The 1,364-nt window shown below is 55.1% G+C and carries 1 rRNA gene; it reads right to left on the reverse strand.

Annotated features, from left to right (window positions below):
- Positions 1-11 precede the first annotated feature (11 nt).
- Positions 12-1,364: ribosomal RNA gene (locus tag MXF20_RS23180) — 16S ribosomal RNA — on the reverse strand; the annotation flags it as partial.

Consider the following 1,364-nt stretch of genomic DNA (forward strand, 5'->3'; position numbering starts at 1 on the left):
GTATCTTCAGGTAAGGAGGTGATCCAACCGCAGGTTCCCCTACGGTTACCTTGTTACGACTTCACCCCAGTCATGAATCACAAAGTGGTAAGCGCCCTCCCGAAGGTTAAGCTACCTACTTCTTTTGCAACCCACTCCCATGGTGTGACGGGCGGTGTGTACAAGGCCCGGGAACGTATTCACCGTAGCATTCTGATCTACGATTACTAGCGATTCCGACTTCATGGAGTCGAGTTGCAGACTCCAATCCGGACTACGACGCACTTTATGAGGTCCGCTTGCTCTCGCGAGGTCGCTTCTCTTTGTATGCGCCATTGTAGCACGTGTGTAGCCCTGGCCGTAAGGGCCATGATGACTTGACGTCATCCCCACCTTCCTCCGGTTTATCACCGGCAGTCTCCTTTGAGTTCCCGACCGAATCGCTGGCAACAAAGGATAAGGGTTGCGCTCGTTGCGGGACTTAACCCAACATTTCACAACACGAGCTGACGACAGCCATGCAGCACCTGTCTCAGAGTTCCCGAAGGCACCAAAGCATCTCTGCTAAGTTCTCTGGATGTCAAGGCCAGGTAAGGTTCTTCGCGTTGCATCGAATTAAACCACATGCTCCACCGCTTGTGCGGGCCCCCGTCAATTCATTTGAGTTTTAACCTTGCGGCCGTACTCCCCAGGCGGTCGACTTAACGCGTTAGCTCCGGAAGCCACGCCTCAAGGGCACAACCTCCAAGTCGACATCGTTTACGGCGTGGACTACCAGGGTATCTAATCCTGTTTGCTCCCCACGCTTTCGCACCTGAGCGTCAGTCTTCGTCCAGGGGGCCGCCTTCGCCACCGGTATTCCTCCAGATCTCTACGCATTTCACCGCTACACCTGGAATTCTACCCCCCTCTACGAGACTCAAGCCTGCCAGTTTCAAATGCAGTTCCCAGGTTAAGCCCGGGGATTTCACATCTGACTTAACAGACCGCCTGCGTGCGCTTTACGCCCAGTAATTCCGATTAACGCTTGCACCCTCCGTATTACCGCGGCTGCTGGCACGGAGTTAGCCGGTGCTTCTTCTGCGGGTAACGTCAATCGGCAAGGTTATTAACCTCACCGCCTTCCTCCCCGCTGAAAGTACTTTACAACCCGAAGGCCTTCTTCATACACGCGGCATGGCTGCATCAGGCTTGCGCCCATTGTGCAATATTCCCCACTGCTGCCTCCCGTAGGAGTCTGGACCGTGTCTCAGTTCCAGTGTGGCTGGTCATCCTCTCAGACCAGCTAGGGATCGTCGCCTAGGTGAGCCATTACCCCACCTACTAGCTAATCCCATCTGGGCACATCCGATGGTGTGAGGCCCGAAGGTCCCCCACTTTGGTCT

Source organism: Pantoea dispersa, assembly GCF_035783935.1.
GTDB classification, from domain to species: domain Bacteria; phylum Pseudomonadota; class Gammaproteobacteria; order Enterobacterales; family Enterobacteriaceae; genus Pantoea; species Pantoea dispersa_C.